Raw genomic sequence first — 23,474 nt, forward strand, 5'->3', positions numbered from 1 at the left:
GACCTCATGCTTAGTCGATGTATCCGCTCAGGAGTGATGCCGCATCGGACGGCACGGATCCATGCACCTGCGGTGGCGTAAGCGGGTCGCCGCCATCGGATGCGTGCACCGCCAGAGCCGCAGCCCAAAAGTCGTCACCGTGGCCGGTGAGATCGTCCTCGGCCGCATCAAAGCGCACATTGCCAGCCGCTGTCACGGTCCGCCGTATGGAGTGAAACGATTCGCGGATGCGGTCGATTGGAGGAACCAGAAGACGGCGATCCTCCATGCGGTTGCGCAAGCGCGATGCGAGATCAGCTTTGACAGGGTTGGTGAAGTTCACGGCCTCGACACGTGTGCGGCCGTAATCCGTCACTGCGTCCTCGGCCAGTTCGGTGCCCATGCCACTGGAATCGATACACGCTCTGCGAAGCCGCGGATGTGCAAGCAGAGGCCACAGCATTGCGCGCTGCTGCCGAAACGGGGTGTCATGCATGGCGATTACGAGGCGGGTCACCAGAATGTCGGCCGTACGCTCCACCACGTATATCACAGCCAGATGCCTGCGACGAGCAACGTCGTAGCCCAGGTACAGATCGCCGGTCGCCGGCAGCGCGCGCGCCGCCTCCTCGGTCATCCTGCTCTCGCCGTCATTCCACAACAAGTCGAGGGGCGCCTCGCAGCTCGCATACATATCATAGGGAATAAACGCCGTCGATTCGTCTTGCGGCTGGCAGCAGTATTCCTGCAGCCACACAGATTCATCGCCCACACTTGCGCGCTCACCCGCAATCCACTGTGCGCGTTCCTCCTCCGTCGTAGGCCGCCGCATGATCTTATCGACCAGTCCGTCGGCCACTGCTTGCTGAATATCGACGCTGTGCAGAGACCAGGGCAACTCTCCGCGCCGCGATCGTTCGACGAATCGGTTGAATAGGGAATTGCGCCCGTTATGAGTGGAGAACACGCGGAGGGGGAATCCCCACGTGATGGTCGGGCGGGCAGCAGCCCACATAGCCGGCGCGTCGTCGTGCCAGGCAAACTCGTCCAGTATCACCTTGCCGCCCTTCGACCTAAACCCCTTGGGGTTCGAACTCAGAGCGTGGATCCGAGAACCATTGGTAAACTCGATCGAGAACGCTTTGATGTCGCGGTCATGATCTATTACCACCTGCCCCAGGTCTCGCGCGACAATGTCGAGCGCGCGCGCCCAGTTACCGCAATAGATGATGTACTCTCGGGCTGCCGATTCGTCAGCGCTCGAGAACCATACCGCCGGATACAGCCCCTGCGCCTGATCCCGCACATCCTCCCAGCTCTGCGCATACGTCCATCCGATGCGCCTGCTCTTCTCGGCGATCTTGATGCGCGAGGTGTCGTCCAGCCATTTGCGCTGGTACGGCAGGAACAGTGAGGGTGCGCTCATTGTGCGGGCGGTTTTGGCGATTCAAGTCCCAGTTCCTCCATCGCTTTACGCAGCGCTTCTGGACTCGGCACACCGTTTTGCGCAGGAGTGTCTGCCGGCGGCGCGGAAATCTCCTCGTACTTGCGAGCGCGCTCTGCGCCGGCCCCGTACGAGAGCAGAAACGAAAACAAGTGCCGCGGCGGAACCTCGTTGCGCTGGAGCATGTCCTCGATAATAGCCGCACAGCGTACGGCGATCTGAGCAATACGGTTGGAGATGGCGGCATCCGTCCCGAGGACGCGGGCGCGCTTTTCGTCCCAGCCGCCGGCGGACTTCCAATTGCGCACGGTTTTCTCTGCAACACCGAGCCGGGCTGCGATATCGGCCACGTTCATGAGCTGCTCGACGTAGAGCTGCTCAGCCGCGGGCACGAGTTCAGGCTTAGCCATACAGCTCGCCCTCCAGATCGTCGATCAGTTGGGTGGCGTGGCGCAGCTCGCCCTGGAGCACAGTCAGCCTGGCGAGCGCGACCTCGGCCTCGTCAAGTCTGAGGTCCAATGGTTCGGCGAATGGATCGACGAGCGACTGCATACGCGCGACGAGAGATCGTATCTCGAGAGTGATCCGGTCGCGTTTGCTCTTCTCGATGGTCAGCTTGCCTGTCAGGATGGCGCGGCGTTCGTTCATGATTTGACTCCCAGATCAATGACGAGGCGTTTGGTTTCGTCGACAGATTTCTCGAGCGAGTGGAGTTTGCCGTCCATGCTGGACGAGATAGCGGTCTGGCTGTTGAGGGCGTCGAAAATACGGGTTACCGTCTCGTAGTCCCGCGCCTGCTCGGCCTCCTGCATGCGAAAGGCGCGGTCGCGCTCCTCGCGCATATCCTGCCGCTGCACGTTGCGCTCCTCCGAAAGCGCGGCCATCTGCGACTGTCGCTCCTCTCGGAGCATGGTCATGAGCCGTTCGAGGGTCGCTGTCCACATCCGCTGCTGAAACCACCACATGACAAACACGATCGCGCCGTATCCGCCGTACTCCAGCAGTTTTCCTATCCAGGTGGGAACGCCCTCTACCATTGCCGCCTCATCGTTATGTGATTGGATCACCGGCGGTCCACGCGAGATAACCCGGCGTGAAACCGAATCCGATTGGTGGTACAAACATCGGGTCAACGCCCCTTCAGAGATTAATCAACTGACGATGAAACGCCGCGAGGCTATACGAATAGATTTGCACCATCAAAACGCCCGCAGGCGTCCACCGGCAGCGTAACTGCCGTTTCGGACATGCAGCCCACGCTTAGTACCCTCAAAACCGCGTTTAACTCGTTCACTGCACGTTTAAATACTCCGCACCCGAGTCGTAACACGCCGAAACGCACCACGGGCCTCTAAACGCCAAATCCTGGCAAAATCACTTTTCGGAACATCAGCTATGATCATCCCGTTTTTTACTACAGGCACACACACCGATTCTGCGGGTAATACCCACACGATCACCGGGGAGGAGCTCGACCGTCGGGCGAGACTGTATAACGAGCAGCGCCAACACGAGGCGCCGGTGGTCGTTGGACACCCGCAGACCGATGCGCCAGCGTACGGCTGGATTGAGCGCGTGCGCCGCGACGGCAACACTCTGGTGGCTGAGGTGCGTGACGTGCAGCCGGAATTCGCGGAAGCGCTGGCGCGCAAGCTGTGGAAGAAGGTCAGCGCAGCGTTCTATCCCGACGGCCTGCTTCGACATGTGGGATTCCTCGGCGCGCAGCCGCCCGCAATCAAGGGATTGCCGTCGTTCCAATTCGCAGCGCCCGCAGGCGAAACCACCGAGTTCGAATTCTCGGAGCCGCTTAGCGATCGCGAACGCTGGATGTGGAACTCCGTGCGACGCATCCTGAGCGGTTTGCGCGATCACCTCCTCGTTACGGAAAAGGACGAGCAAAAAGTGAACGCCATCATCGCGCCGTGGGATCTCGAGGCCCTGATCCCGCCCACGGAGACGCCGGCAGTGAATTCCTACAACGAACCACACAAAGGAGCATCCATGCCCCCAACAACGCCCAGCGTTGAGGAGCTGCAGACGCAGCTCGCCGACGCACAGTCGAAACACGAGGCTGCAACCGCGCGCATCCAGCAGCTCGAGGCGCAGTTCGCCGAACAGCGAACCGCGGCCGCGCGTGACCGCATCGCCGCGTTCTTCGCGAGCCCCGAGATTGCTCGACGCGTGACGAGCGAGACGGAACGTGCCACGCTCACAAACGTGCTGTTGTCGCTGCAGAACGCGACCGAGAAAGTCGAGTTCGCCGAGGCCGACGGTACGAAGGTGCAGCTGTCGCAGGCCGACGCGCTGATGCGCACCATCGCGGCGCGCCCGCCCGTTGTCGAGTTCGCTGAACGCGTGACCGCTGGCGCGGCGCCGGAACACCAAACGGAAGTCGACGCCGCGAAAGCTGCCGCGAAGAAGTTCAGCGAGCGCTGACAGCGCTCGCTGATAGCGGCCCGCTTGGCCAACTGCTGACTACAACATCACTCATAGGAGCATGCAATGAGCAAATCGCTCGGACTCACGGAATCGACGCTCGCCGGCAGCAATCTGCTGGGCGGCGATCACCCCACGGTCACCCTGCCCATCACCCTTGTGAGCGGCCAGAATTTGACCGCCGGCACAGTGCTCGGGCGCATCACTGCGACCGGGAAGTTTACCGCCTACGACAACACCGCCGTCGACGGCAGCGGCACCGCCGTATGCATCCTCGGTGAGGACTGCGACGCGTCGGGTGGCGACGAGAAGACGTTCGCCTATTGGCACGGCGAGTTTCTCGAGTCGGCGCTGACCGGCTGGGACGCCAACGCCGCACTCGATCTCGAGAAGGCGATCTGGGCCAAATAGCCCTGCTGACCACGACACCACGCAATCACAGACAGAGAGCACACACCCATGATCTCCCAGTACACCCCGCGGTTCTTGACGACCGCGATCAATGAAATCAAGCCGCCGAAGCGACGGCTCTTGGACCGCCTGTTCCCGGTGCGCCGGGAGTCCATGGCGGAATACGCCGATATCGAGATCGTCACAGGGCGCCGTAACCTGGCGCGATTCGTGGCACGCGGCCGCGAAGCGGCGGTGCGCGAGAAGGGCGGCCGGAAAATCGTGACGTTCCGCATCCCGTCGATTCGCGAGAAGATGCCGTTTCGCGCCGCCGACGTGTTCAAGGCAGTGGCGCGCGGCGCTTCGCCGTTCGTGTCCTCCACCGCGGAGCTGAAGGCATCGTTGGACAAGGAGGTTCTGTTCCAGCTCCAGGAGTTCCGTTTCTCGTTCGACCGCACCAAGGAGTGGCTTGCGGCTCAGGCCGCAAAGGGTTCGTTCACGATCACGCTTGACGACGGCGATCTCACGGTCGATTACGGCGTGCCCGCAGCGAACAAGCCTGTGCTCGCCGGCGCGGCAAAGTGGAACTCGGGATCCGCGGACCTCGACATCCTTCAGCAGATCCGCTCCTGGAAACGCCTCATCAGCCAGGGCTCGGGCTACACCGCAACCGATGTCACGCTCGGCAGCAACGCGGCCGACGCATTCCTCGCCGACGAGCGCGTGCGCAAGCTGCTCGACGCGAACAACCTGCGCGTCGGCACGCTGGATCTCACCGGCGATGCCGAGTACATCGGCACCTTCGCAGGGCTGCGCTTCTGGACGCACGAGGAACAGTACACCGACGCCAGCGGCAACGCCCAGGACTACGTCCCTGCAAACGTCGCTATCGTCAGCTCGAACGCCCCGAACGCGTTCTGGCACGGCCCGGTCGACGACCTCGAGGCGAATTTCGGCACGTTCGAATTCTTCTCGAAGCAGTTCGAGCTGAAGGACCCGTCGACGGTCATGCTGCTCGTCGCCACCGCGCCGCTGCCCGTCATCCACCACAGCAGTTCGCTCGTCTACGCAACGGTGCTCTGACCTGTGACGACCGTGCGCATTACCGGCAACGTTGTAGGCTTCACCGCAGACGCTGAAGGCCTCGCTCTCATTGACGAGAGCGAGGCGCAGCGTTTGGTGGAGCTGGGCGTTGCCGTGATTGTTGACGCGCCTGAGCGCCGCGCTCCAAAGGCAGCGCCTGCGAAGAATTCCAAACGCAAAAGGCGGAGCTGAGGGAAATGGCCTACGCATCGCGCACCCGCATTATCGAGACACTTATCCCTGCCGGGGATATGTCGCTGCTCCTGGACGACGAGGTGGCTGACAACAACACCGTGACCTCTGCTCGGTTCGACGCGATCTGCCAGGCGGTAGACAACGAGCTCAACGCCATGCTGCGCGGCCTGTACGCAGTGCCGTTTTCAGAGGTGCCGGATCTGCTGGGGCGTATCGCTGACGCCAAGGTCGCTTATATGATGTACGGCCGTCGCCCTACACCAAAACCCGACAACATCACGGACGCCAACGCTTGGGCCGAAAAGCGGCTGGCTGACGTGCTCGCCCGCCGCGTACAGCTCACCGAAACGGCGTCGTCGCCCGTGCGTACACCGCCCCCCGTCGCATCCAAAAAGGATACGGACAGGATTTTCACCCAGGACATGTTGGACTCGATGCCGTGAGTGCGTACGTATCCGCATTGGTTGATGCAATCGTGGCGCGCGTCCAGGAATCACTTGGCAGCGCGGCCTCGGTGGTCGCATTCCCCGACGCGCCGGAATCGTATCCAGTAGTGCACCCTCAATGCTCGGTCCTGGTGCAGTACCAGGGCTCGTCGTATGTGCAAGCTGGGCCATTGACACATAAGCGCACTGCGCAGTTCGATCTGCACATCCTTACGCCTGCGTTGCATGGATCTGCAGGCGCGGGTAAGTATATCGCCGAGGTTCTCGCATCTGTGTGCGGGTGGTCCCCGTCGAAGGGCTGTGGACGATTTGTGCCTGTTGCCGACGGGTATCTCACGCGTCTGTCTTCAGGGCTCTGGCAACACTACGTACGCGTGCGCACGCTCGTCCCCTATTATGGCCAATCCACAAAATCTGAGGTATAAAGTGAAATCTTTCATTCTTCTGACCATCCTTTTTGCGTGCCTGGCACTCGCAGTCCCCGCTGCCGAGGCGCAGGTGTACACGGTGGCCGACACATTCGCGTTGTCTGGGGGGTTCCCTGGAGACGGCATCGGCAAGGACACGCTGCAGCAGACAGGGGAGAACGTCTCGACTCCACGACTCGACTCGTTGCATGCTTTTCTGGAACACAGTGATTCGATCAACGTGGTTATTCTGGCGTCTCCTGTACACGCCGGCATATTCCAAACGGAGGCGCAGATCCTTGCTGACACTGTGCGTGTAAAGGCCGCAGCTAAAACGAAGGCGGGCACAATCGGTGTTACCTACCAGGAACTGAAACAGGCGTTTGCCGGGGCTGTGCCTCCAACGCTTCGGTTCTTCCAGTATGTCTACCGCCGCGGCACCGGGAAAAATACAGACGGAGGCAGCGCTGTGATGCTCATCAAGGAGATCACGCACTAATGCGTCAGCGGCTGTTATACGCGCTCATCGGCGCACTGCTTAGCGGTGCGGCGGTATATGTCGGTCAGTCCGGTTGCGACAATCCTCCCGCAACCGGACTGCCGGCCGGCGCGTACTCTGTGGCCTCGCAGACGCGTGCCGAGATCAACATCGACAGCATCCGCGCAGAGCTGGAGGTCGAGCTGCGCGCGGAGTTGCGTCCCGAGGTGCGGTATGTACGAATACGGGAGCCGCGTGGTTCGGATTCGCCGGCTGTCGCCGATTCGTCTATCGTCGACACGGGCGTTGTTGCCCAGGCCACTATGCACGCGGAAGGCTCGGCGGCGCTGGCGGAGCGCGATTCGTACATCCGCGAATTGCACGATCGCATAGACCAGAGCGAACGTATTCGCGACATCATTGCGGTCGCTGAAATCAGTCAGCCTGACTCGGTGCGCGGCGGCCGTTTTTCCGCGCACCTGGAATTTTCCATGCGCGACGTGGAGTTCCGCAACGTCGCGATCAGCTACGAAGCACCAGCGGATCCGTGGTACAGCAGCGTCAGCGAGTATCTGCCGTACGTAGCGGCCGTGATGGGTGTAGTCAAACTCACGTACGACATCATCAAATAGGATCAGTCATGAAGACCATCGTCATGCTCAACCGTTTCGGCCGCGCGGCCATGATGTTCGCGCTTGCCGCATTCATTGTCACAAGCATTCTTGCGATCCCCGCCTCGGCGCAAACCGCCGCGGACTCGCTGTCCAGTGTGCCCACCGTCGTCACTGTCGATGTTTCGAAAATCAAATCGATTGGTGATGTGCTGCCCCTCGCGCTCGCGTTGCTGACCCCCTTTCTTATCGGGCTTACGAAATCCGTGCTGACCGTGCGCCGGCGCCAACCCGACGGCACGTACGTCGACGAACTTCCCGCCTGGTTCCCGAAGTGGCTGCCACTCGTGCTTGCCCCGGTGGTGCCGTTTTTTGTGACGTGGATTGCGTCTCTCGCGGGCGCGCAGACAGCGTCGCCCCTGGCTGCAGTGTTGCTGGGCGCTCTCTCGGTTTACCTGCGTGAGATCTGGGATCAGATTCGTAAATCGCGCGCATCAGCCGCCGTCTGACATGGGCACCATTCGGGCAATCTTTGGCCGGGACCATGTTGGCTGGGCGCTGATAGTCTGCGCTGCAGTGCTGGCTCCGCTTGTGTTGATGTATCAACACGCTGCTACTGCAGTGGTGTTTGCGTCAATGCTGTTCACTGCCTTCGACTTGTGCGGATTCAAGCATGTTCTAAACGACGGGCACGGTGCCATGCCTACCGCGTATTACCGCATCATGCAGGGGGGCGTTTCAAGTTGTGCTGTACTTCGCGATCTGGCAGGTCGCCGGCGCGAGAGCGCTTGCAGCCACCGCGCTTGTGTGGTGGACCGGTGGTTGCGACTTGCTCTACTATTTCCTCGGTAGATATCCGCTGTGGACCAAGAGCTGGACCTGGCTGTGGTGGACCCCCGGCGGCCTGCTCGCACTGGCCGGTGCATCGGGCAATCGTGACCGTATGTGGTATCCGTTGTGGGCAGTCATTGTGCAATCTGCTGCAGGGCTTGGCCTGGCGGCATGGATAATCTGGAGGTGATATGCTGCTCCTGGGACATCATCCGAATGCTGAAGACCTCGAGGCTGAGGCAGGCCTTCGCGAGATTCGCGCGATGTATGAATCGCTGCCGCATGATCTCGATACTGTGCGCACGGCGTACCTGCACACGTGTGACGCGTTCGTCGGCGTGCATGAGGTCGGCTCATCGAACAGTTCGTACTGGGTAGACAAGTTTCTGAATGCCCTCGGACTCGATGCAGGATTATCCTGGTGTATGGCGCTTGAGCAGTTCAAACTGCGGTTTGTGGCCTCCATCTGGGACTTGCCGGATCTGATGGCGTTCAATAGTGGCGGGACTCAGGCATGCTACATGTATTACGAGAAGCGCGGCATGGTTTTTACGGATCCGGCGCGCTTGTCTTTGTGCGATCAGGTCATCTGGCGCAACGGCCTTACGGCGCACGGCCACGTTGGTGGTACATATCGGATCCAGTCGCAGACGTCAGGGCTGATCGTGACGACGAACGAAGGTAACACCTCGACGGACGAGAAAACTCCCGGCCGCTGGCGAGACGGCGGGACGTGTGTCAATAAGGAATGGCGGGCTGATAAGTGGGGCAAGTGGGGCCAGCCGCGCAATCCCGGCCGATATGTACGTGGAGCAATCTCGTTCGAGATGCTCTACCTCGACGCAATAAAGCGCAAGGCGGCGTGATGTGGAACTCTCGATCGTCCATGATACCGCGACGGGATGGCAGCTCGCACGGCAGCGCAGGCACGAGGAAACCGTGTCAACGCCGGCGACAGAAATCACCATCGAGCATGCCATCGATTATCGGTATCCGAAGGTCGACTGCTACGACGCCGCCGGATACCTCGTGCCGCCGTCGCGCATCCTGGAACTCGAGTGCGGCGAGCATTCGCCGGTCACCGCGAATCGGTATTTCGTGCGCATCATTTTTGCTGATGCTTTTTCTGGCGTCATCGTTTTGCACGACTGATGCCCATGCGCAGATCGCGTTCGGTGGTGGTGTGAAACGCATCACATTGGCCCGTCGTGATAGCGTGGCTGTCGATACGCTGTGGCTGCTGCAGTATTGGCTGCGTTCGAAGATCGACAGTGCGATCGCCGCAAATCCCGCTGCTGCAGATTCGTTGTTCGGCAGGCGACCGCATGATTGGAATGCGTCACAGCGGTGGCGCGATACTCTCGCAGCTGCAGAGACGGCAATCCCGTGGTCATTCCAGGAAATGGATACCACGCTCGCATGGTGGGCACTGACGTTGACGGCCAACGAGTGGACGAATGGACCGGCTGGCTCTCCGAACTACACCGATCGCGTGATGCGCTTCGGATACAACATGGAGCGCGACGATCTCTCCGAACCGTCTATCGGTCAGCAGTATGAATCGAAGTACTACAACAGTAAGTGGATGATGGAATGGCATCTGGCGACCGTCGGCATCGACGGCACAAACCACCGTCCACTGTCGGCAACGTTTGATCGATACCGTGGGCACATGCTCGAGCTGACGGTCGAGTCACGCGTCACCGGCTTTCGCGGCGATGGTCATGGAGAGCCGTGGCTGTACCTGGATGCAGACGATGATTCGACGTCGCCGGGTGTCGGGAGCGTCAAACTCTTGAACGGATCAACACTCCAGGCCGCAGATCCAAACGTGAGTATCGTCAACGCCTCGAACAACAGCACGATCCAGAACGTGATATCGACGGGCGGCAATACGCAGCTCTACTTCGGTTCGTCTGGTTGGACTGACCTGAACCTGCAGGCCGGTACGAAGACTTTCACGCTGAACTACGCCGGCATCATTTCACAGAACATCTTCGTGGCCACCGATGCCTCAGATACGACCGGCGTGTTGGGCTTTAATGAATATGGATGGTTGAGGAAACGTTGGCTTGTGACGATAGGCCAGGTCAACGCACGCGTGTCAGCGGGTCTGGATTCGGCGTTTACTCAGACTGGCGGGCGCCGGCTCAACGTTGCAAATCTGTCTCACGGGTCAAACGGCCAGTACCTGGTGATGTTTGGCGGGGCCCCATCGTGGGTCACGCCGTCGTGGGCGACGGCAGGTAGCATTGCAGACTCGATACGCGAGCTGCTTGACGGCACGCGGAAATTCCATCACTCACGGATTGATTTTACAGGTTACTCGTCCGGGTTATCCGCGGACAGCGTACGGCGGCTTGGGCGCCAGTACATCGCGCCCATGGCACAGATGACGTTCTGGAATACGAGCGATACGGCGGCTCTCAGGTTCTTTCACGCAGACGCGGCGGGCGGTGTGAATACTGGTCCTGGATCCTCGGCGCTGCTGTTTCATGCTCCGTATCCATTGGTGATTGACCGCATGGTAATCACCCATAGTCGAGACACATCCACCACGGCGCGCAGGCGTGATACCCTCGTAACGTTCACGCTACGGGATTCAATACCACAGGGCGCAGCCGTATACGTCTACTACGCAGGATCGGCGGTGTCGACGGTGTACAACGGCAGCGGCCTGCAAATCGTTGGCATGGGGTACAAGGCTCTAAACGACCTCAATACGTTCTATTTCGTAGGTCAAAAAATACAGGTACCGCTGATAGTGCCGAACATGCTGATGTCTCGTCGAGGTGTTCGTGACCAGGACTGGCTGTCGTGCACGGTGTCGTTTATCGAAAAAGTCCCGGGGTTAATATACTGATGAAAACCGTGTTGATGCTGGTAGTGATGTGTGCCACTCTATGTGCACAGACTACAGTCGAGAGCGTTCCGTACGAGCAGGACAACGACTCGCGTATCTCACTGCGCGGCACACGATTCGTGTTCACCGACTTGGCGGGGCTCGTCCAGATTGGACCGGATGACAGTGCTACTGTGTCGATCGACGGGCTGACGTCCACAGATTTTGCGATTGTGTCGTATGCCAACCGCGGCCCCGTGCTGCAGGCCGCCGAGGAGCCAAACGTCGGGTGGGCGATCTGGCAGGATGGCATACTCACCGTATACGGTCGTAATGACAGCTACGTGCTGTACCTTATTCTAAGGGTTTTGCAATGAAGCATCTGCTGATTGTTCTGGCGCTGCTGGTGGCGGTGATAGATATGGCCGCTCAGCCTCGCATCTGCCGTATCACAGGCGAGCTGCGCTTGATTGATGGATCAGTGGCCGCCGGGGCTCGTCTGCGAATATCGCGGCTGCGTCCTGCCGGATCTACGACATACCAAGTGCTCACGAAGCCTGTTGAGGACACCGCGGATGCGAACGGCATTATCGCAATCGACGTAATCGCAAATAGCGTCATCAGCGTGTGGTCACCTGACAGATTTCCTGCAAACGGGTATCCTACCTCGGCACCAGGGATTGATTTGGTAGTACCAGATGCAGACGCTGCAGTGCTTGGGGCGTTGTCGCCGGCTCCAGCTCTTCCGTCGTACACTGCAGTCCTCGGGCTGCCCATTATGGTGAAACATGGCAGCGATTCCGCCCTGGCTCGATCCGTCGTATTTACAGGATCAGGCGTGGGCAGCGTACTCTTCGATGCATGGACCGCCACCGTCACGATCACCGGCGGCGCTGGTGCTGCGGACACGAGCGGGACGTGGTTCAATACCGCCCACACGCGCATGGAGCAAACGGACGCAGCGATTGCTGCTGCCGCCGTTGCAGCACAAGGCACTGCAGATGCAGCCGGCGCCGCGGCGGCCACCGCGCAGAGCACTGCAGACGGTGCGGCGAGCGCAGCAGCCACTGCGCAAAGCACCGCAAATGGAGCGGCGAGCGCGGCGGCCACCGCGCAGAGCACTGCAGACGGCGCGGCGAGCGCAGCAGCCACTGCGCAAAGCACCGCAAATGGAGCGGCGAGCGCAGCGGCCACCGCGCAGAGCACTGCAGACGGTGCGGCCTCAACGATCTCTAGTCACGCGGCGAATACAAACAATCCGCACTCGGTCACGGCTGCACAGGTGGGAGCGCCGACAACCTCGACGTTCATTGCGGAACAGGCATTGAATGCGAACGAACACGCGGCGCTGCGCGACTCCTCTAGGGGCTGGCGCACCTTTGTACGTCCTGCGGCGCTTGATACATGCATCGATGTTGACAGCTCGACTGCAGGGCTGTATGTACTCTCCATCAACATTGACTGCATCCGAGACAGTGGCCTGTTGGGTCCAATGCTGGATAAAATGTATGCACGTTCAGGAGGCAGCGCAACTCTTCCGGACTCGGTGCACGCAGAGATATTCGCGTCCGACACGAGCGGCGGCTGGTTTATCGACAGTTGCTACGTATATCGCAACCAGGTGTTCGTGCCGCGCGGATCGGCAACATATAAACTCGGCTGGGTAGAGTACACGGTTTCAATCACAAACCAGATGAGCGGCAAGCCGTATTTCGAGATCGACGTTGCGGCGGACACATCAAACGGTTGGTATCTCACGGGCTGCGGCGAGGCGACGATAAGCAGCCCGGCAAGTACTACGAACAACTGCCGAGGAAAATACGGTTTCGGCAACGGCGACGCCTACGTGGTGACAATGTATGTTGGGAATGCGGGCCGCAACCCCACCCCGACGATGGTGTTTTACCAAACCGGGACCGCGACTTGGAACGCACGCCGCACACTGCGCGTATCAACTACCGGAGCCAACATCTACGACGGCATGACGATGACGATCCGAATCGAGGTCGCCGGGACAAACACGTCCACGGGAACCATGTACGCAACAATTCGACCAGGGAGAGGTGCATGATGAAAACTATTAGAAAATTTAACCTGATGGAGAAGCTATGAATCACGACACTTTAAAAACCGCACTCGATGCGCTGATCTCCCGCGCCGACACGCTTGCATCCAACGCAGCACCGCATGGCATGATTGTCGACGTCCCTTGGTGGCTCGGCCCCGCGTTGCTTGTTGGCGTTGTTGCGGTTGTCGGCTTGGTCGCGCTCTTCTCGTCCTGGGCCTGGCGAGGTTTTCCATGATAAGCCATCTCCTGCAGCTATTGATGCTGCACGGCGGCGATTTTAAGCCCCTGATTGGGTTCTTGGCAGTGGCCGCTGTCGCTGTTGTACTCATCCTGCTGGGCGCCGGATGGGGGATCGTGAAACTCATCAAGTTTCTCAGGAGTCGTCATGGCTGACGAGAAGAGCCGGAGTAAATATGTCAGCCGTTGAATATGACGCCAAGATCACAGCGAGCGATATTCTGGACGCTGAGCTGCAGGACTTGCGCGATGCATTGCCGGACTGTACAACGACAGCGTTGCAGCAGGCGTATGTAGCACTTTGCAGTATCAGAGATCCTGAGCGTACCGGCGTCATTGCTGTTGAGCTTGCGCGGCGCGCAAACAACTGACACGTCATAACATCCAAACAGACCACACAGGAGCAACACCATGGCACAGCGCACCCCCGCCGAGATTGCACAGGAGCTGTATATCAACGGCAACAACTTCGCCATTATCTATCCAATCACGTCTGCTTCGGGCACGTTGACACTCGGCACGCCGCTGCCGTTTGAAGCGCTATCGGAAACGAGCATCAAGGATCCGATGTCGACCGGTAAAACCGAGTACATCCAGGCCAATCTCGACAACGGCGTGACCGTGGAGGCGAAGAAGGTGACGAAAGTTGTTGATGCCGCCACGGGCGCTGAAAAGGTTGGCGGCGGCGGCGACAATGTCCCGACTATCAAATTCACGCACTACGAGGCATCGAAGGACAAGCTCGCAGCCGTAAAGGCGCTGCAGGATGATTACGTGCTCGTCTGTGTGGGCCTCGGTGACGACGCCGCGGATGCCGCAGACGTGGCAGTGGCAGTACTGCTCGGCAAGATCACAAGCGATATCGAGCGGTCAACCAAGGGCAACGAGATGGTGAGCTGGCCGGTCGAAGTCCAGGGCGAGACGATCGCCGGCATCACGGCCGGAACCGTAACAACATGGCTCACCACGATCACCCCGCTCGGCGCCGACGCTGCAATCACCATCCCCGCGTTGACAACAGGCGACGTTGTGACGCTGGCCACCGGCGTCATGCTGTACCTCTAACGGTTACGGTCAAAACACGTCGTGGCGGGCTTTCGTCAGATATCGACATTTTATGAGGACGGTTACGGTACCGTAACCGTCCTCTTTGTCGTCGCCGATACCTACGATGACCTTTTCGCCACGGCCGCCCATCCTGACATAGACGTCGTCCAACTTAAGACGACGAAGAAAGATCTCGACCTGCAGGCAGGTGTGCAGGCAGAGGACGAGTTGACGTTCACCCTGGACGAGGCGTCCGCATCTGGAGCTGCTGATTCAAACGCAGTCGCGTTTATCCTCGACGCCCGCGACGCTGCAGTACTGCGCTACGTTGCCCTGTTTGTCAATCCAGTGGATCCAGACGCACCAACAAACGATGAAGCTGAATTCACAGGCGTCATCCGTCCTGAGTTTCACGCTACGGACAGCGTCTGGTCCGGTGGGCAGTGGAGCGAATCTCCCAGCCCCGTCCGTGTGTGGGATGTTACAGCGCGGCCGTTCTGGGCTGACATCCTCGAAAGTGTCCCGCTCAAAGATCTGATCTACGGCAATGCCACAACGGGCGTGTCTGCCGCATTCAATACCGCCTGGGAGACTGCGTGGGTCGCGGACCGTATGGGGTACTTTCGCGATACATCCAGCGGTCGCGAAGCCCTGTGGGGATCCATCACCTCGGTCAATGCTGCGCTTGAGTCGCTGTGTGCGGCACTGGCAAACGGCCTACAGGTACTTGGTCGCGGCACGTATGCCATCAGCATCGTCAACTCAACGTGCGGATTCAGAATTATCCCGCAGCGCATTGCGTACTGCAAGCGACTGGGTGGCGGCTATGGTCGGTATGCCTATGCGAAAGATTCGTCGAACACAAAAGTGTATCGCGTGCGCTCAGACGACGCCTTCGAGCCGATGTTGGGCTGGCCTGCTGGTTGGGTCCCCAGCGCGCTGAGTAACACCCATCTGTACTGCCAGTATCAGCTGGTAAAGCCCAGCATCGTCGACAAAAAGGACGTGTACTCTCCTCCAGGCACCAACGCCCAGGCAATCGCGTTTGAGCGTTACGACAATTTAGCCGAGCTGATCTATGCCGTTGCTTTTGCGTTGGGCATGTACGTGCGGTTTACCTACATAGGCAGTTCGGATTTGCAGATCGAATTTGTTCCGCGCGCCGGCGTATCGCAGCACCGCGTATGGTTGAGAGATGCGACAAAGGCGGACCTGGACACGTCGCCGATGGATCCTGACGACGATAAGCAGTTTTACGGAGCTGCAAGCGGACTCGCTGGAGAGGGTGGGCACTATATCTACGATGCGATCAACGGGGTGTACAAGTTGAATGACGAGTGGCGGGATGCAAAGCGAGAAGGAGATCAGCTCTTGTTCTCGATCGGCATTCCGTTCCGGTCGTTCAAGCCCGGGTATGCCGCTGACGGAGAAAATTGGTCCGATGTCTTGTTGCCCCACAACGCACGGTTCTACAACGGCGGCGCTGCTGTCACGACACATCCAGCCGAGTATTACGATGCGAAGGGTTCATGCACGACTCTGTTTTGTCGCACAGCCGCAGTAGGCGATACAGATACAACGGTAGAGCATGGGCTCAACGGTACCGACGATGTGATTGAGCCGGTGGGGCTTATCGGCGTGCGTGTCTCCGGCGTGTATGACTACTGGTTTGACACCTTGGAAAGCTACGTCTCCTGGCTCATCGATCGCGACGGTGCCTTCTATAAGACCGAATACAGCATTGATGTGCCGTACCTCTGCAGCTGGAGAAAGAGTGCCGACGGTACGCACCCCGACGACGACGGCGGCCGCGGCCGAATCCTGAATCTGGCGCTTGGCTGCGAATACGTTCAGGATGGTGTGGAGTACGTCGTCGTTGGGATTGAACGCGATTGGGCGGTGCGCTCGACGCGGCTGCGGCTGCAAAACATTGACCGCTTCGCATTCGGCGAGCCTGATAATCCTGCGACGACCGATGGCAGCGTCCCAGCGCTTGCGGACGGCGGCGATGGGTACCAGGCGACTCTTACCCGTGAGTGTGTTGCAGGAGAGGCTCTGGCTCAGGGTGACGTTTTGTACATGGCTGCAGATGGTGCGCTGTACCGTGCGACAGCGACCGATGCAGTGTACGGACGTATCGTGGGCGTGGCGGCTCATGCCGCCGCAACCGACGAGGTTGTATCGGTGCTGCTGCCGCCGTCCATATGCGACTCGTTGGCGTACGCGTTTTCGTCCGGCGATCGCTTATATCTGAGGACAGGTTCGCCGAACGTGTCTTCATCGCGGCTCGCTTCCAACACTGGCACCGAAAATCTTTTCCTTGAGCTTGGGACTGCGCTCAGTCCTGCGTCATTTCGCTTCGAGCTCGGAGAGCAGTTCGTATTTCCTCCAACATTTTGACAGGTATCCTCATGGCACAGTTCACACCATCGATTGGCCGCATCGTTATATTTGTCCTGGACAACGGCATGCAGCGTCCAGCAATCATCACGTCCGTGGTCGATAATACGACTGTCAACCTCGCGGTCATGACAGACATCCAGGACTCTCTGCCGTGTCCGCTGCTCGTGCTCAACGTTGAAGCCGGCACGGCGCGCCGCCAGTGGAGCGTACCAACAGCCCAGTCAGCAGTACGGTCGACGCCGGCGCCGGCGACCAAGTCCGAAACGCAGGACGAGAAGTAACTCGTGGTGCGGCTGCGCTATACGAACGGAGCGACGACTACTACGGAGCTGTTCCGTGAGCTGTCGCTCATCATGCTGCCAGAAACAACACGGCAGCAGTCGACAACGTTGCGCGGCCGACTGGTTGACCACCTGCTTGCACATCGGCGGGTATGGACACTGACCATAACCACCGAAGGCGCGATCAATGACGTTCTCTGGGTGCTCGATTTCTGGACAGCCGAGGTGCGGGAGATCCAGTATCCGTACGACGCGAACGACGCGGTGAACTGGATCCAGGTGCGTACGGCCGACGGCCGTTGTCCGATCACGTTTCGTGACGACATCGTATTGTTTCCCGAGACAGGCCTCGAGCTATTTGCAGTGGAGCCATCGTAATGCCGCCGCCGGTTGATTTTGTCTACCGCGACATCGATGAGTGGCGCGACATGCCAATGCATCGGCTGGTTCTCCGCGGCAAGGATAATCAGGATCTGTTTCACTTCTACCATTTGCGCCAGGGGTCGACGTGGGACATCCAGCCGGTCACTGCGCGCGGTATGTACGGCGATACGCGCACGTGCGGTTGGTTGTTCGAGGCGCGTGCACTAGTGCTGCAGAACACGTTCGAGCAGATGGTATATGATCTGGACGCCTACATGGGACGCGCGTGGGATGCGTTTGTGATTCTCAAACCCGACGCCTCGCAAGAGCACGGCCGGCTGGTATCGATCTGGCTCGCAGATCCCGTCGGCGTAACCTGGGCACCCGTGCAGTCCGAGGGCAGACCGTCGTTTGAGGTGCGAGTAACGAAGGCGCTGACCTCGTTGTATCAACCGACCGGAATGACCGGCACGGACCACCTCTGGAATGAGGATACACTGCTGGTGAATGATCCAGCGTAGGAGGATTTATGGTGGGACACGAAGAACGCGGCGGCATGTTGGTGCGCGATTTCACGGTCGAGGGCGCGACGTATCGCTACGACATGGAACTCATCACGCTCGAACAGGCTAACATGGCCGCGGAGGTTTTGTACTACAAGCGAGCGATGCTCGAAAAGCCGGCAGCGCACGTCGCGCAGATGCTACGTGCGGGCGGTGGCGATTATCTGCTTCGCGCGTTCGCCTATACGTTGCGGCGCATCGATGCCGACGGGAAGCCCGCGCCGTTTTCCGACCAGGAATACGAGCGGGCGCTGCAGGATGTGCGCACAATGAGCGTCCGCACACACGCCGATGTGGAGGCCTGCGTGAGTGATTTTTTTACGCGTTTCGGGCTGGAGTCCGTCGCGCGAACAGTGCTATCGCGAGCCGACGAAGTACGCGTGGATCTGGCCGATCTCATCGCATCGCTCGGATCGAATCTCGCACAGATCAACGCCGCGGAGCGGCCCGCCGCCTCTTCGAACGCGACGGAGTCATGAGGACTCTGTACGATGATGGCACTCTCAGGCTGCGGCTGTCTGATGCGCGGCGCGACCCGTTGGTTGCCCTTGTCGCGCAGAACGATCCGCTGCGGATGGCGGATGCCCGGCGAACGCTCTGGTACGATGCAATCAGTGGGATCGAATATCTGATGGAGTCGATGTGACAATCAGCGAACGTGATGCGACAGACAAAGTGCGCGATTTTCTCAACGCGTGGCGACTGCGTGATTGGGCTGCGATGGCGCGCACAATACAGCTCACGCCGGCGTCGCATCATGGTGGCCGCCTAGCGGATTACCTTCGTACCTGGTTCTCGCCGCGCATGCTGGTCTCATATTCTATCGAAGACACGGTCATCTTCTCGGACTGCATGATGGAGATACGTGTGCTGATCAAGTACCTGCACCCCGGCACGCCCGGACGACGAGTAGAGCTGCGAGTCAACACGATTTGTGAACTCGCGCCGTACACGCCTGCAGGTGGTGAAGTGCCTGGCGGCGTCTGGGGTGTAAACCCCGCCAGCGCGTTGCGCGAATATGTGGTGACGTGATGCCTGAACTTCCAGTAGTTGTCACGTTCTCTCCCGCACTCGATGTGGCGCGCCTAAATGTTATGATCATGGCGCTTAAACGCGCATTGGGACCTCTCGGGCAGGAAATCAAACCGATCGACGGAGATGCCCTTGCCGCAGAACTGCGCCAGGTACAGAAGGCGGCAAAAGATGCTGGTGAGGAAATCGACCGCACTGATGAAAAGCTGAACACGCCAGCGGCTGCTGGAAGCGGCGTGCCGGGAGGCAGGGCCTTTCAGTTCAACCAGCTCTATCAAAGTGTGACGGCCGTCAGCTCCGCGGTGCAGGATCTGAGCGCACCGTTTACCGCACTCGATACTCAGGTGAAGAATATCGGTACGCTTGGAGTCGAGAATTTTGAGGCGTACGCCGACCTGGCGATAGACCTCTCGACTCGCGTGCCTGACTCTGCCGCCGCGATCGCTGCAGGTGTATACGACGCAATCGGTGCCGGCGTCACGGGCACGCAGGAGGAGATCATCTCGTTTGTCGAGACGGCATCGAAGATGGCCGTCGCCGGCATGAGCGACACGCAGAGCGCTGTCAACGGTCTCACCTCGGTGATGAACGCGTACAAGCTGCCTGCGACCGACGCTGCACGCGTGAGCGACATATTCTTCGGCGCCATCAACGTTGGAAAGACGACACTGCCGGAAATGAACGCCAGTCTGGCAAACGTGATTCCCGCGGCGTCGGCCGCCGGCGTCGTGTTCGAAGAAGTCGCCGCGATGATCGCACAGATGACATCGCTCGGCGTGCCCACAAGTCAGGCTACTACTCAGATTCGATCGGCGATAGTGGAGCTGCAAAAACCGGCAGGACCTCTGGCATCTGTCATGAACTCAGTCGGTCTAAACGCAGCGAACATTGGAGAGGAGATCCGTCGGAAGGGCCTTATTCCGACTCTGCAGAAGGTCGAGAAAGCCGCCGCGTCGATGGGCCTGTCGATGACGCAGGTGTTCAGTAGCAGCGAGGCCGCCTCGGCCGCGCTGCTCGTAACAGGAGAAAACGCATCACGCGCGAATTCCACTTTTGACGCCGTGCAGCTCCAGGTCAAAGCCAAGGCCTCGCAGCAGGCGTTCGCCGTCGCGTCCGAAGGGATCGAGGTACAGGCGAAGATCACACTCAACAAAATTCAGTCGTATTTCATGGGCGCGTTTGATGTGATAGGCGGTGGCGCGATATCGGCGGCCAACACAGTCGCTTCGCTCGCGCCAACGCTCACGGCCATCACAAGTCTGAAGTCCATCGTACCCGACTCGGCAATCACCTCGCTCAAGGTGGCTCTCGACACCAAGGCACTGCCGGCGATTCAGAAGATTGCGCCTGCGTTGTTCACCGCTAGTGCAGGCGGGAAGCTCGCATTTGCTGGTCTCAGTAAGGCGGCTGTGGCGTTCGCTACAAATCCTGTGTTTCTCACCATTGCCGGTATTGCCGCCGTGGTGACTGCTACAAAGCTTTTGACCGATGCGCTGAATGAAACGGCGGCAGAGCGTGCGGCCGAGACGAATGAGCAGCTCAAATTCACTCAGCAACAAAAGGCCGAGACCGAGTCACGTATGGCGCAGGTCGAAAGCACTGAGGCGTTGGCATGGGAGTACGTGCACCTGGCAAAACAAGTCGAGGCGTCGGGATTGAGTGCGGAGGAGGCCGCGTCGAAGAAAGAGCGGCTCAGCCAAATAACAGAGCAGCTCAACGGACAATATCCGGGTGTCATTAAACGGACTGGCGATCTCGCCGATAACCTCGACGCCGTCAAGAAGCTCGCGGCCGATTCAGCTTCGAAGATCGACGACCTGCAGGGATCGTTGGACCGGCTGAGTCAGGCTGAGCAGGATCTATTGAAGCTGCAACTTCAAGACCAGGTCGACGTGGCCGCGGAAGATATTGAGAATATGATGACCGAGATCATCAACGATTCTCAGGGTTTCATGGAGAACAAAGCGGCTGATATTGGCGAATGGCTGGGCCTCGGTTCCGCTGGCCGTGTGAGCGCACAGCAGTTTGTAAAGAGCTTCACCCTCGAGATGCAGGACGCAAAAAACGGTGCCGAGTTGGCCGATGCATATGACGCAGTAAGGAAGCGTATTGCAGACTCCGGCGCAGAACCCGAACAGGTGCGCCAGTTGACGGCCCTTGCGGCGAAGTACCACCAGGCTCGTTTGCAGCAACTCTCGAGTGAAAAGCAAAAAGAGGAAGAGACAGGCGCTGCTGCCGTACAGAAAAAACAGGAAGTGCTGACCGTTGGTGGGCGTATCGCTGAGATTGAAGCACAGATCAAATCAATAGAAGAACAGCGCGCGAAAATTCCGTTTCTATCGGTTGACCGAATCAAGCAACTGGCATCCCTGGACTCACAACGCGCGGCTCTTCAGAAGGAACTGGAGCAACTCCAGGGTAAAAACACGAAAAGCGGCGAGTCGGCCTACGACCTCGCCAAGAAGAAGCTCGACACAGAACTGCGCACTCTGACCAATGAGGAGAAACGTGCGCAGGTAGTGCGAGAATCACGCAGGCTGGACGAAGGACGCAAGCGCACGGCCGAGGACGAACTCGCTGATGCGACCGCACACCGTGGTGTACTGGCGCAACAGCTTGAGCTTGAAAATAGGCGCCTCGCCACCGCTCGAAAATACAAGGACGGCGCAAAGGATGTGGAGGGCATCCAGGCGCGCATCCAGGAAATCAACGTCGACATTGCGGCCCAGGAAAACACTATCAAAGAGGCACAGGCAGGCGTGCTCGAGGATGCGCGAGACCTGGCTCAGAAGATCCGCGACGAGCGTCTGGCCGTAATCGAATTTGAGGTGGGCCTCGGATTGGCGAACAACACGGCCATCGTGGCAGAGATCGGCCGCCAGCTCGCTGAAATCAACCAGGAGGTTCTGCAGGCACAGACCGCCGGTAACTCCGATCTCGTCGACGAGCTGCAGGCTAAAATGCGTGATCTCTACCAGAGACAGTATGACCTGGCACGCGAGGCTGCAGACCGCGAGCGCGACTTGCTGAATGATAAAATGGAGCGTGAGGCCGCGGCAATGCAGGCACGGCTCGACCGCGAACGCGCATTCTTCGATCGGCTGGTGGAGCTGCAGGAGCGGCTGGGCACAAAATCTCTGGATCTACAGTCCGATGATCGCCTGGCCGCGCTCGATGCGCAGAAGAAACGCGAACTCGACGCCGTGGGGGATAGCGCCGAAGCGAAGGAGCAGCTCGAACGCGTCTTTGCGGCTCGTCGTGAGGCGGTCGAGGAAGAGATCGCACGCAAGCGCCAGGTTCTGCAGGCGCGTATTGCCGGGCAGCAGGCGGAAGCCGATCGTGTCCAGGCTGTGCGGAAGCTTGAGGCTGATCGTGCACGAAAAGCAGCGGAGCTGGCCACGTTAGCGCCCGGATCTCCCGAGGCCGAAAAGGCACGTCGCGATCTGGCCGAGATCGAAGGCGCCCTGAGCGAAAAGGCTGATTCGCTCAACGGGATTATGGAAACCATGAGTGCGGGATTCAGCGATGCCATGGCTGGCCTATTCTCGGGCGACCCGGAGGCGATGCGTGAGTCGGTTCGTGGTACGATGTCCATGATTGCCGGCATCCTCGAAAACCTTGCTGCGGCGGCCATCGAAAAAATGGTGTTGGACTGGTTGCTAATTGACCCTGCGTCCGCAGCTCTGCCGTTCTGGGTTAAGCTAGGAGTAATACCCATGATAAAGGTGGCGGCACGCGGGCTGGTAGGTGGTCTGTTGGGTCCAGTCCTGGCGCAGCTAGCCAGTTTTGCGTCGGGCGGCCGTGTGGACGAGCCGACTGTAGCTGTTGTTGGCGACGCAGCAAGGGCCGGCATGTCGCGCAACACAGAATGGATTTTCCGCGACCAGGACATCGAGGCGTTACAGGCGGCGCAGGCGGCTACGATGTATTCGCTCCTGCGGTCAGAATTTGCTATGTTGCGCAGCGCGATCGACCAGATCAACGGCCGCTTCGTTCTGACCGGCGAACAGATCCGTGTCGCGTCTGACCGTAACCGCGCTCGCCAGCGTCAACGGTACCGCTAATCGCCCGCCTGTCATTATGTCAGACGAAAATCACAGTTACAGGCCACTATAATGATCGTTTTTTGCAGGTTTTGGCTGCTCGGTCTTGGCCAAACCAGGTGCAAAACGTGGCCAAACTAGGTGCGCCGTTATACTCCGCCCGCGATGTACGGCGATATGTTACTCTCGGTCAGATATAAACGCGCACCGGCGCTGAAGAACAAGAGACTCGCATCCGACCCGCCCAGTGCGGCGAAACCTCCTTCGAGACCCAAACGCGGAAACACCATCCGCT

The 23,474-nt window shown here is 59.4% G+C and carries 29 protein-coding genes; 25 read left to right on the forward strand and 4 right to left on the reverse strand.

The annotated features are described in order from the left end of the window. Window positions 1-10: 10 nt before the first annotated feature. From HY962_07090 to HY962_07105, 4 genes are read right to left on the reverse strand one after another with little or no spacing between them, the layout of a single operon-like run. A complete protein-coding gene (locus HY962_07090) occupies window positions 11-1,405 on the reverse strand; it encodes a hypothetical protein (protein MBI5646681.1) in 1,395 nt (464 codons plus the stop codon). After that, the gene (locus tag HY962_07095; GenBank protein ID MBI5646682.1) at window positions 1,402-1,833 is read right to left on the reverse strand and encodes a hypothetical protein; all 432 of its coding nucleotides are present in this window, start codon (window positions 1,831-1,833) and stop codon (window positions 1,402-1,404) included. The genes HY962_07090 and HY962_07095 overlap by 4 nt, the downstream gene beginning before the upstream one ends. Beyond that, window positions 1,826-2,071 carry a hypothetical protein gene (locus HY962_07100; GenBank protein MBI5646683.1) on the reverse strand — a complete coding sequence of 82 codons (246 nt, stop codon included), beginning with the start codon at window positions 2,069-2,071 and terminating at the stop codon, window positions 1,826-1,828. The genes HY962_07095 and HY962_07100 overlap by 8 nt, the downstream gene beginning before the upstream one ends. Beyond that, a complete protein-coding gene (locus HY962_07105) occupies window positions 2,068-2,460 on the reverse strand; it encodes a hypothetical protein (GenBank protein MBI5646684.1) in 393 nt (130 codons plus the stop codon). The genes HY962_07100 and HY962_07105 overlap by 4 nt, the downstream gene beginning before the upstream one ends. A 358-nt stretch (window positions 2,461-2,818) precedes the next feature. Between HY962_07105 and HY962_07110 the strand changes: the two genes are divergently transcribed. The 25 genes from HY962_07110 to HY962_07230 all read left to right on the forward strand — a co-directional run bounded on the left by HY962_07110 (window position 2,819) and on the right by HY962_07230 (window position 23,200). After that, a complete protein-coding gene (locus HY962_07110; protein ID MBI5646685.1) occupies window positions 2,819-3,859 on the forward strand; it encodes a hypothetical protein in 1,041 nt (346 codons plus the stop codon). 66 nt (window positions 3,860-3,925) lie between these two features. Beyond that, on the forward strand, window positions 3,926-4,270 hold the full coding sequence (locus tag HY962_07115; GenBank protein MBI5646686.1) for a head decoration protein: 345 nt from the start codon (window positions 3,926-3,928) through the stop codon (window positions 4,268-4,270). A gap of 48 nt (window positions 4,271-4,318) precedes the next feature. Next, a complete protein-coding gene (locus HY962_07120; protein ID MBI5646687.1) occupies window positions 4,319-5,332 on the forward strand; it encodes a major capsid protein in 1,014 nt (337 codons plus the stop codon). Between the two features lie 197 nt (window positions 5,333-5,529). Beyond that, entirely contained in the window at window positions 5,530-5,970 is a 441-nt protein-coding gene (locus tag HY962_07125) for a DUF1320 family protein (GenBank protein ID MBI5646688.1), read from the forward strand. Further along, a complete protein-coding gene (locus tag HY962_07130; GenBank protein ID MBI5646689.1) occupies window positions 5,967-6,398 on the forward strand; it encodes a hypothetical protein in 432 nt (143 codons plus the stop codon). The genes HY962_07125 and HY962_07130 overlap by 4 nt, the downstream gene beginning before the upstream one ends. A 1-nt stretch (window position 6,399) precedes the next feature. Continuing rightward, on the forward strand, window positions 6,400-6,879 hold the full coding sequence (locus HY962_07135; GenBank protein MBI5646690.1) for a hypothetical protein: 480 nt from the start codon (window positions 6,400-6,402) through the stop codon (window positions 6,877-6,879). Then, on the forward strand, window positions 6,879-7,490 hold the full coding sequence (locus HY962_07140; GenBank protein ID MBI5646691.1) for a hypothetical protein: 612 nt from the start codon (window positions 6,879-6,881) through the stop codon (window positions 7,488-7,490). Before HY962_07135 ends, HY962_07140 begins: the two co-directional genes overlap by 1 nt. Window positions 7,491-7,498: 8 nt before the next feature. After that, complete coding sequence (locus HY962_07145) at window positions 7,499-7,978, forward strand: hypothetical protein (protein ID MBI5646692.1); 480 nt, start codon at window positions 7,499-7,501, stop codon at window positions 7,976-7,978. A 185-nt stretch (window positions 7,979-8,163) separates the two neighbouring features. Beyond that, window positions 8,164-8,490: a hypothetical protein gene (locus HY962_07150; protein MBI5646693.1), complete on the forward strand. Its 327-nt coding sequence runs from the start codon at window positions 8,164-8,166 to the stop codon at window positions 8,488-8,490. A gap of 1 nt (window position 8,491) precedes the next feature. Beyond that, window positions 8,492-9,166 carry a hypothetical protein gene (locus HY962_07155; protein ID MBI5646694.1) on the forward strand — a complete coding sequence of 225 codons (675 nt, stop codon included), beginning with the start codon at window positions 8,492-8,494 and terminating at the stop codon, window positions 9,164-9,166. A gap of 1 nt (window position 9,167) precedes the next feature. Beyond that, entirely contained in the window at window positions 9,168-9,452 is a 285-nt protein-coding gene (locus tag HY962_07160) for a hypothetical protein (protein MBI5646695.1), read from the forward strand. Between the two features lie 31 nt (window positions 9,453-9,483). After that, window positions 9,484-11,163, forward strand: coding sequence for a hypothetical protein (locus HY962_07165; protein MBI5646696.1), 1,680 nt, complete (start codon window positions 9,484-9,486; stop codon window positions 11,161-11,163). Continuing rightward, entirely contained in the window at window positions 11,163-11,519 is a 357-nt protein-coding gene (locus tag HY962_07170; protein MBI5646697.1) for a hypothetical protein, read from the forward strand. The genes HY962_07165 and HY962_07170 overlap by 1 nt, the downstream gene beginning before the upstream one ends. Further along, complete coding sequence (locus HY962_07175; GenBank protein MBI5646698.1) at window positions 11,516-13,213, forward strand: hypothetical protein; 1,698 nt, start codon at window positions 11,516-11,518, stop codon at window positions 13,211-13,213. Before HY962_07170 ends, HY962_07175 begins: the two co-directional genes overlap by 4 nt. A gap of 37 nt (window positions 13,214-13,250) precedes the next feature. After that, a complete protein-coding gene (locus HY962_07180; GenBank protein MBI5646699.1) occupies window positions 13,251-13,445 on the forward strand; it encodes a hypothetical protein in 195 nt (64 codons plus the stop codon). Window positions 13,446-13,623: 178 nt separating this feature from the next. Next, window positions 13,624-13,818, forward strand: a complete 195-nt coding sequence (locus HY962_07185; protein MBI5646700.1) for a hypothetical protein — start codon at window positions 13,624-13,626, stop codon at window positions 13,816-13,818. Between the two features lie 40 nt (window positions 13,819-13,858). Then, window positions 13,859-14,512 carry a hypothetical protein gene (locus HY962_07190; protein MBI5646701.1) on the forward strand — a complete coding sequence of 218 codons (654 nt, stop codon included), beginning with the start codon at window positions 13,859-13,861 and terminating at the stop codon, window positions 14,510-14,512. A gap of 21 nt (window positions 14,513-14,533) precedes the next feature. Continuing rightward, window positions 14,534-16,894 (forward strand): DUF2190 family protein, encoded by a 2,361-nt coding sequence (locus HY962_07195; protein ID MBI5646702.1) that lies wholly within the window; start codon window positions 14,534-14,536, stop codon window positions 16,892-16,894. Window positions 16,895-16,962: 68 nt separating this feature from the next. After that, window positions 16,963-17,178, forward strand: coding sequence for a hypothetical protein (locus tag HY962_07200; protein ID MBI5646703.1), 216 nt, complete (start codon window positions 16,963-16,965; stop codon window positions 17,176-17,178). 3 nt (window positions 17,179-17,181) lie between these two features. Continuing rightward, window positions 17,182-17,556: a hypothetical protein gene (locus HY962_07205; protein MBI5646704.1), complete on the forward strand. Its 375-nt coding sequence runs from the start codon at window positions 17,182-17,184 to the stop codon at window positions 17,554-17,556. Further along, entirely contained in the window at window positions 17,556-18,062 is a 507-nt protein-coding gene (locus HY962_07210; GenBank protein MBI5646705.1) for a hypothetical protein, read from the forward strand. Before HY962_07205 ends, HY962_07210 begins: the two co-directional genes overlap by 1 nt. Window positions 18,063-18,070: 8 nt before the next feature. Then, entirely contained in the window at window positions 18,071-18,583 is a 513-nt protein-coding gene (locus HY962_07215; protein MBI5646706.1) for a hypothetical protein, read from the forward strand. Next, window positions 18,580-18,750: a hypothetical protein gene (locus HY962_07220; protein ID MBI5646707.1), complete on the forward strand. Its 171-nt coding sequence runs from the start codon at window positions 18,580-18,582 to the stop codon at window positions 18,748-18,750. The genes HY962_07215 and HY962_07220 overlap by 4 nt, the downstream gene beginning before the upstream one ends. Beyond that, the gene (locus HY962_07225) at window positions 18,747-19,136 is read left to right on the forward strand and encodes a hypothetical protein (GenBank protein MBI5646708.1); all 390 of its coding nucleotides are present in this window, start codon (window positions 18,747-18,749) and stop codon (window positions 19,134-19,136) included. The genes HY962_07220 and HY962_07225 overlap by 4 nt, the downstream gene beginning before the upstream one ends. Beyond that, window positions 19,136-23,200, forward strand: coding sequence for a phage tail tape measure protein (locus HY962_07230; GenBank protein ID MBI5646709.1), 4,065 nt, complete (start codon window positions 19,136-19,138; stop codon window positions 23,198-23,200). Before HY962_07225 ends, HY962_07230 begins: the two co-directional genes overlap by 1 nt. Window positions 23,201-23,474 lie beyond the last annotated feature (274 nt).

The organism is Ignavibacteriota bacterium, assembly GCA_016218045.1.
Classification (GTDB): domain Bacteria; phylum Bacteroidota; class Ignavibacteria; order SZUA-365; family SZUA-365; genus JACRFB01.